Annotated in this window: 10 protein-coding genes; 7 read left to right on the top strand and 3 right to left on the bottom strand. The window is 60.7% G+C overall.

The annotated features are described in order from the left end of the window. The 3 genes from OC184_RS18920 to OC184_RS18910 all read right to left on the bottom strand — a co-directional run. Positions 1-225, bottom strand: a 225-nt coding sequence (locus OC184_RS18920; protein WP_265508707.1) for a transposase, incomplete at its 3' end; no start/stop codon positions are given. 233 nt (positions 226-458) lie between these two features. Continuing rightward, positions 459-1,355, bottom strand: a complete 897-nt coding sequence (locus OC184_RS18915; RefSeq protein WP_265508705.1) for a dienelactone hydrolase family protein — start codon at positions 1,353-1,355, stop codon at positions 459-461. 262 nt (positions 1,356-1,617) lie between these two features. After that, entirely contained in the window at positions 1,618-2,445 is an 828-nt protein-coding gene (locus tag OC184_RS18910; RefSeq protein WP_265508703.1) for an EF-hand domain-containing protein, read from the bottom strand. 123 nt (positions 2,446-2,568) lie between these two features. On the opposite strand from OC184_RS18910, the gene OC184_RS18905 reads away from it, so the two are divergent. The 7 genes from OC184_RS18905 (at position 2,569) to OC184_RS18875 (ending at position 7,395) form a co-directional block, all read left to right on the top strand. After that, the gene (locus OC184_RS18905; RefSeq protein ID WP_265508702.1) at positions 2,569-3,135 is read left to right on the top strand and encodes an EF-hand domain-containing protein; all 567 of its coding nucleotides are present in this window, start codon (positions 2,569-2,571) and stop codon (positions 3,133-3,135) included. A gap of 119 nt (positions 3,136-3,254) precedes the next feature. Continuing rightward, complete coding sequence (locus OC184_RS18900; RefSeq protein WP_265508701.1) at positions 3,255-3,590, top strand: CREC-EF hand family protein; 336 nt, start codon at positions 3,255-3,257, stop codon at positions 3,588-3,590. A 12-nt stretch (positions 3,591-3,602) separates the two neighbouring features. Then, positions 3,603-5,009, top strand: a complete 1,407-nt coding sequence (locus OC184_RS18895; protein WP_265508700.1) for a hypothetical protein — start codon at positions 3,603-3,605, stop codon at positions 5,007-5,009. A 281-nt stretch (positions 5,010-5,290) separates the two neighbouring features. Continuing rightward, positions 5,291-6,535 carry a PQQ-dependent sugar dehydrogenase gene (locus OC184_RS18890; RefSeq protein WP_265508699.1) on the top strand — a complete coding sequence of 415 codons (1,245 nt, stop codon included), beginning with the start codon at positions 5,291-5,293 and terminating at the stop codon, positions 6,533-6,535. Positions 6,536-6,687: 152 nt separating this feature from the next. Next, a complete protein-coding gene (locus OC184_RS18885) occupies positions 6,688-6,816 on the top strand; it encodes a hypothetical protein (protein ID WP_265508698.1) in 129 nt (42 codons plus the stop codon). A 46-nt stretch (positions 6,817-6,862) separates the two neighbouring features. Continuing rightward, on the top strand, positions 6,863-7,135 hold the full coding sequence (locus tag OC184_RS18880; protein WP_265508697.1) for a hypothetical protein: 273 nt from the start codon (positions 6,863-6,865) through the stop codon (positions 7,133-7,135). Positions 7,136-7,155: 20 nt separating this feature from the next. Next, the gene (locus tag OC184_RS18875) at positions 7,156-7,395 is read left to right on the top strand and encodes an FAD-dependent oxidoreductase (RefSeq protein WP_265508696.1); all 240 of its coding nucleotides are present in this window, start codon (positions 7,156-7,158) and stop codon (positions 7,393-7,395) included. Positions 7,396-7,509 lie beyond the last annotated feature (114 nt).

The raw sequence follows: 7,509 nt of genomic DNA, 5'->3' as shown, positions 1-7,509 counted from the left end.
GAGCATCGCATCGGCCAGCAGCCGCTTCAGACGGGCGTTCTCGTCCTCAAGCCCTTTGAGGCGCTTGGCCTCGCTGACATCCATACCGCCATATTTGGCTTTCCATTTGCAGACCGTCGCAACGCTGACGCCGTGCCTGCGGCACAGATCAGCGACGGAAACCCCGGCCTCGTGCTCCTTCAGAATGCCGATGATCTGATCTTCGGTGAACCTGCTGCGCTTCATCTCTGGTCCTATCGGTTGGGCCAGAGTCTATCTCAAACTGGACTAGGCGGAGGGGGCAACGTCAAGATGATCGAACTCTGCCAACCGAAGAATGGCTTCGGGCGCAGTGGTCCGGGTTGAAGCAGTAGCTGTTGGCATCAGGTTAGACGGCACAATGACTATGGGTCACTGTTTGATAACGTTTCAAGATTGGCAGGCGAGGCTGCAAATTCTGCAATGACGGCATGCTGTCGTCACATCGACTGCAGCCGCTGCAGCAACACGTTGTTGGTTCTTGCCGTTGTCGGCCGATCCCGTAGGATATGGTAGCCCCGCGGGTCCGTGTGCCGCGCGATCAGCGCCCGGCGGCTCCATCGACCCTTCATCTGCATGAAGCCGTTCTCGTCGCGGATGCTCTGATCCTGGCCCACCCGCAGGTGCAGGTGGCGGAGGTTGGCCGGCACCCAACGGGGCTTTTCATCAGTCCCGTCCCATTGATGGTAGATACCGTCATACGAGATCACCGAGGTGTCTGACCCACCCCGACGCAGATCGGCCGCGATGTCTTGCACGCGCGGAATGCTGACGTTCCGGTCCTTCTCGCCCAGAAGGATCGTCACCGGTGCGCCGGACGTCGTCGGATTGTCGAGGCGCGGGATCGAGCAGCCATAGTAGCTGACATGGGTCGCAAAGCGCAGTCCATCCGGCAGGAAGAGGCGGGCCAGTTGCTCGTAGGCTGCAAGCTGGGTGATCATCCCGCCATAGGAAAAGCCGATGATGCCGGTCCTGCTGACATCCACATCCTCGCGAACTGCCAGAAAGCGCAGCCCGGTGAAGGCATCGGCCAGCATCATCGCCTCGGTGACCGTCATGGCCCTGACGAAGTCACCGTTGCCACCGACCCCGCGCGAGCCGAAGCTGTCGATCACCAGCACGACATATCCTTCGTTGGACAACATCCGGCCGTAGTCCCGCTCACGCCGGTCCTGCAGCCCGCCCAGCCCCTCGGAAATCACAACGGCCGGGCAGCGGCCGATGCGACCACGCGGCAGGTAAAGTTCTGCTTCTATGTCGATTGTGGGGACGCCGTCACTGTCGGCCATGTCTCCAATCAGAAGCGGGTTTGGGCCGGTAATTTTGATCTTTTGCATCTTTCTGGCTTTCGTCGGTTCCTGCTTCGCTTCTGGATGTTGTTCAACCTCGCAGGTCCTCTACCTCCTGACTCAGGGGTTCGTGCGGTGAGGCCGACGGAACAATGGCATTCTGACAACCGTTCGTTGCTTCAAGCTGTGCCGCGATAGGCTGCTGCAAGTTCGACCCGGAGGACAAGATGCACTCTAGGCGCCGTCCTCTGTGTGTCGCCCACCTACCACGCCGCCCATACGAACCTGAACGTTGATCGGCGCGGTTGTCTCAGTTGAAGAGCTCGTCGTTGCAGCGAACGACGTAGAGTTGCCCCCCAACCGCGAGGGTATCGATCGGCTTTCCGTAGCCGAGCGTCGAGCAGAAGTTGGCGGCCGTCTGCTGACAGTCACTCCCTGACCCGCAGGGGATGGGCAACTGGCTGAAGGCCTCGCCTGCTTCGATGAGACTATCATCAGCCTCAAGCGGATCGTCCAGCATCTCTGCCGCTGCCGAAAAGAAACCGTCCTCATCGACTGAAATGAGATCATCGTCGTCGTTATCAGCAGCAGCGAACAGCGTTTCTGCCAGCTCTTCTTCTTCAAAAACACCATCTTCGTCATTGGTAAATTCGGAAACAAGCCCGGTCTGCTGAAAGGCGCTGGCGAATTCGAACTGAGAAATCACGCCGTTTCCATCAGTATCCCATGTTGATGTCGCCAGATCGACGTCTGTTTCACCAATCCACAAATCAACGCCGTCCTCCCATTCAGCGACAGACAATTCTCCATCTTCATTCCGATCCCAGAAACCGTAAAGGCCCTCGGCAAGCTCCAATTCTGAGATGCTCTCATCGCCGTTTCTATTCCAGCTGTCGAATAGACCTGCTTCCTCGAACCCTTTCATGAATTCGGCCCTTGTGATTTCACCATTCTGGTCTTGATCCCAGTTTGCTACATCCTGAGCGGCGGCCGGTGTGTGCAGTGCCGCCAAAGCTGCGGCTATCGCGATGATTTTGCGTGTCATAGGTTTGGCCTCCATATCATCTTTTTTGGCAACAGACTGATGATCGGATTGTTCCCGCTGAGCGGCCGGCAGTAAATCGCCTGTGAGAATCAAGAAAATTCCACCGGAAATTCAATCTAGAAGATGCTGGTGTGCCCAATTATGCGGAACATCCCGCCATTCCTGCTGTTGTGTCGTCGGCAAGCAGTTGCCAACTGAAACAACGAGGAGGAACCAATGATTATCGACATCAAGAAGCTTATGGGTTCGGCCGCCATTATTGCTGCATTGGCAGCGACGCCGGCTGTGGCTCAGGAGGCCGATTGGGATGTTGATGGCGACTCCATGCTCAGCGCGGAAGAATTCGCTGATGGCTTTCGTGAACGCGCCATCTTCAGCAATTGGGATCAGGACAGCGACGGACTGATCTCTGACAATGAATTCACCGGCGGTGTCTACAATTCCTATGACCTCGATGACAGCGACGGACTTGACGAAGCCGAATATGGCGTCGTCGACGATGGCGCGCCGGGCTATTGGAATGCCGGTGTGACGTCCGCGGACTATGAAGCATGGGATATCGATGGTGACGGCGTCGTGCTGTCCAACGAATTCGCCGACGGCTTCAGCGAAGTCGGCCTTCTTGGCGAATGGGACGTCGACCGGGACGGTGCGCTGAACGAGGAAGAGTTCACGACCGGCGTCTACGACCGCTACGACGAGGACGACACCGGGATCATCGAAGAGCCGGAACTGACCGACATCGGTGACGACATGGGTGACGAAGGCTTCTGGGACGTCTGAAGCTCCTGACAAGCCGAACACTCACTTCTTGCCGGCAGGTGCTGGAACATCCTGATTTCACACCGGTTGGCGAACCTCGCGGCATGATGCCGCTCAAACCAGACCAAGGAGAAGACAACATGACCATCGAACTCAAAAAGATCGCGGGCATTGCTGCTGTTCTCGGTGCGCTGACTGCGGCCCCCGCAATGGCGCAGGACATGACGGAATGGGACGGCGACGGTGACGGCGCCCTGAACGAGGAAGAATTCCAGACCGGCTGGGATAGTGCTTATGGCGAAAACGAAACCGCCTTCAGCACCTGGGACGAAGACGATGACGGCGCCCTGAGCGAGGATGAATACAACGCCGGCGTCTTCAGCTCATATGACGACGATGACAGCGGCGTCATCGAAGAGCCGGAGTATGGCGATGTCGGAGACGACATGGGCGACGGCGGCTTCTGGGACGTCTGATCCGGCAACGGGATGATCTGGGGGCCGGCACTGCCGGCCCTCTTCGTTCAGGCCTGTCGACACCCGCGATCTTCCGGCCGCCGCTGTGCTGCCGTTCGCCAAGCCGCGCGCAGGACGGGAAGATCCAGGTGCCGGCCTCGAGCCGTTGAACCTGTCATTTGCCCCAAGCGGATCCAGCAAGCCCTCAAGCCCAATCGGGCTTCTCAAAAAAAAATGGAGGAGAACGACATGACGATATCCAGCAAGACACTCAGCAGCACCGCCATTGCTGCAGCACTCAGCATTCCCCTGGCACTTGGCCCGGCTTGGGCCCAGGATAGCCAAGCGACAGATCAATCGAACAGCCAGACGAATACGCCGGAACAGCAGGCCAATGAGGCTGGAAGTGGAAATCAGTCGTCCAGCGGCGCATCGCAGCAGGGCGGGCAGGCATCAGCCGAAGCCAGCGGATCGTCCGCCGACGCCCAGGCCAATGCCGTGGTCGCGACCGTCGACGGGAACGAGATCCGCGGTTCGGACCTGTTGACCGTCATCGGTGCGCTGCCGCCACAGCTGCGGTCGCAACCGCCGCAGATGCTGGTTCCGCTGGCGCTTGACCAGCTGATCATGCGCCAGCTGATCCTGCAGAAGGCACGCCAGGCCAATCTGACCCAAGATCCGGAAGTCCAGTCCCTTGTCAGTGGCGCCACCCAGACCGCCGAGGATGACGCGCTGGTCCAGGTCTGGCTTGACCGTGAACTGCAGAAGTCGGTGACTGACGAGGCCGTGCAGCAGTCATATGACGCCGCGCAGGCCCAGGGGCAGACCGATCTGCCGCCGTTGGAGGCGGTGCGCCCGCAGATCGAACAGCACCTGCGCCGTCAGGCTGTCGAGGAACTTCGCACCCAGCTCAGGGAAGGTGCCGACATCGTGCTCTTCGATCCGACCGGTCAGCCGATCGAGAGCACTCAGCAGGCCTCGCAGTCAGGCGGCGACAGCAGCTCTGGCAGCAACGGGGGCAACGGACAATCGTCCGGCTCCAACGGCCAGAATGCCAATGCCGAGGCAGCACGCGGTCAGGCCGAGCAGGCTGGCATGCAGCAGGTCCAGCCCATGCAGGGCACGACCGTGCTGAGGGGCAAGTCTGAAAATCAGGCGGACGTCTTCATGATCGTCGGCCCCTCCGGCGAACTGCTGGCGCTGGCCGCGCCGCTGCCTGAACAGTCCGGTGACAGCGGGAACGGCTCCTCGCCCGAAGCCAGCGCGCAGGACAGCCCGGACACGCCCCCGGAAGCTGGAGAACCTGCCGAGAGCGGCTTCATGGCGACGCAGGCTCAGCCGGCGTCCCCCAACATGTGGGACCCGGCGACCGTCGAGCAGGGCATGCGCCAGCTTGAACTGGGCACCCGCGGCGCGGCCGGAGAGGTCGGCAATCCGTAAGTAACACAATTCACGCCGCCGGCTATCGTCGGCGGCGCCTGAACGATTTCTGCAAGCCGATCCCGCTCCAGGCATCGCGTATCGCTTGCTGATCTGCCTTGGGTCGAGCTTCGTTCACCAGCGACGCTGGTGCATGCACGATGGGGTGCGGAGGCTAGCGCAGTCATCGAGTTGAGAGATGTTTCGACGGCTGCGTCTTCGGTAGCTCAGAACACGCGCGGCATGAGCGAAGTCGCCAGAGATAGACCCTGAAGACGACATCTCTCCTGCAAGGATACATCATGATCAATCGGCCAATATCGGCAGCTTGTGCTGCCGTTCTCATCGCCTCCTCGGCCACAGCCCAGACGGATCAGGAAACCTCCGGCGATCCGCAGTTCGACTGGGGGGAACGTGCGACGTCGTATCCGCCGGCCTTCGATGCCCAATTCCGGGCACCAGTCGTCGTGACAAAGGCCGAGTTGGATGTCGAGACCATCGTGGACGGCCTTGTTCATCCATGGGCAATCAAGAACCTGCCCGGAGATGCCGGTTACCTTGTGACCGAGCGGACAGGAACCCTGCGTCACGTCACCTCCGATGGCGTCCTGTCCGAGCCCATCGGCGGCACGCCTGAGGTCCGTGACGAACGGCAGGGCGGCTTGCTTGACGTGGAGACGGGGCCGAACTTCGCCGAAGACCGGATGATCTATCTCTCCTATGCGAAACCCACCGGCACCAATGCCGAGGGCAAAGCGATGTCGGCGACCGCCGTCGGCCGCGGGCGTCTTTCTGAGGATTTCTCGATGCTAGAGGGGTTCGAGGACATCTGGGTGCAGGATCCTTCCGCCCCCGAACCCGTGCATTACGGCAGTCGTATCGCCTTCGATGACCAGAACCATGTCTACATTACCACGGGAGAGCGCTTCACCTTCGAGAACCGGCCGCGCGCGCAGCAGCTTGGCGCGACCTGGGGCAAGACCATCCGGATCCATCCCGATGGCTCAATCCCCGAGGACAACCCGTTCGTCGGCGATCCCGAGGCCGAGGATGCGATCTGGTCCTATGGGCATCGCAACATCGAAGGTGCGCAGGTCGTCGACGGTCAGCTTGTCGTGCTTGAAATGGGCCCTCAGGGGGGCGACGAGCTGAACCTGATCGAGCCCGGGCTGAACTACGGCTGGCCGCTGGTATCCTACGGCCGTCGCTACGACCGCTTCGGCGGTGCTCCCATCGGGACGGGAATGGCGCAGATGGAGGGCACCGTTCAGCCGCTCTACTTCTGGGACCCGGTGATCGCGCCCAATGACTTCGTGGTCTATGACGGTGACATGTTCCCGGAATGGCAGGGGGACTTCCTGATCTCGGCCCTTGTCGCCGGCGGTCTCGTGCGCCTGTCCCTCGGAGAGGATGGCCTGGTCGAGGCCGAGGAGCGGGTCTTGCCAGACCTGAAGCGCACGCGCGATGTGGAAGTCGACGACGACGGCTCGCTCCTCGTGATCACCGATCAGGAAGACGGCCGCCTTCTGCGGATTAAGAAGCCTTGATCCGGCTGGCTCCGGGTGCCGAGAACGTCCACGACCTGTCGACCCTTCTCGTCGGTATGGCAGAAGGTCTCAAAACAGCCCTCCCCAGTGATTGCAAGGAACTTCTCCGGAAAAGGCACTGTTTGTTGGCATGACGGACAGGTTCGAAGGCTATGCTTTCTGACATTGAGCCGCTGCACATCTTGCAGTTCGAACTGACCCGGCTGGCGAACGGCTTCGTGGCGCTGCTGGTTTTTCTAGGGATGTCGGCTACGAACGTCACAGGGCTGGATGGACCCTAAACCGCGTGCAGTTGTCTTCTCATGGACCTCAGCCATCGCGGTGATTGTGACCCTTTCCGTACAGGTTCTGGTCAGCGTTGCCATCATCGCCTGGTTTCGCCGCAGTCCGGCAGGGCAGGGGACATGGACCCGCGTCATCGCCCCCGCCCTGTCGATCCTGGGTCTCGGCACTGCGCTGGCGCTGGTCATCCTGAACCTTCCGCTCCTGGCTGGCACGGACAGCCCAACTACCTGGAGCTTCCCGTGGCTGGTTCTGGTCGTGAGCGTGATCGGTGCCACCTACGCGGTCTATCTGCGCACGCGGCGCCCCCGCGTCTGACGGACGACATCGACTGCGACGTGGTCGTGATCGGAGGCGGCTTCTCGGGCATCAATACCGGGCTGGAACTTGCCGAGGCGGGTATCACAAACATCGTGGTGCTTGAGGCGCGTCACCTTGGCTATGGCGGCACCGGTCGGAACGGCGGCCAAGTCATGGCAGGTATCGGCCATGACGTTGATGTCATCAAGAAGCATGTCGGCCCTCAAGGTCTGGAGACCTTGTTCAAGATCGCGAACATGGGTGCGGGGATCATCTGAGAACGGCGGTGAGAAACTAGGCCACGGAAGCGGCGGCATGGAGCTGCTGCGGGCGGCGTAAAAGTCGTCCACCCTTTCCCTTTCTGCGGCAGCAGGGAGGGCGCGAGGATTTTC

This window comes from Paracoccus rhizosphaerae, from assembly GCF_026162645.1.
Classification (GTDB): Bacteria; Pseudomonadota; Alphaproteobacteria; order Rhodobacterales; family Rhodobacteraceae; genus Paracoccus; species Paracoccus rhizosphaerae.
This window is presented reverse-complemented; position numbering and strand designations above follow the sequence as displayed.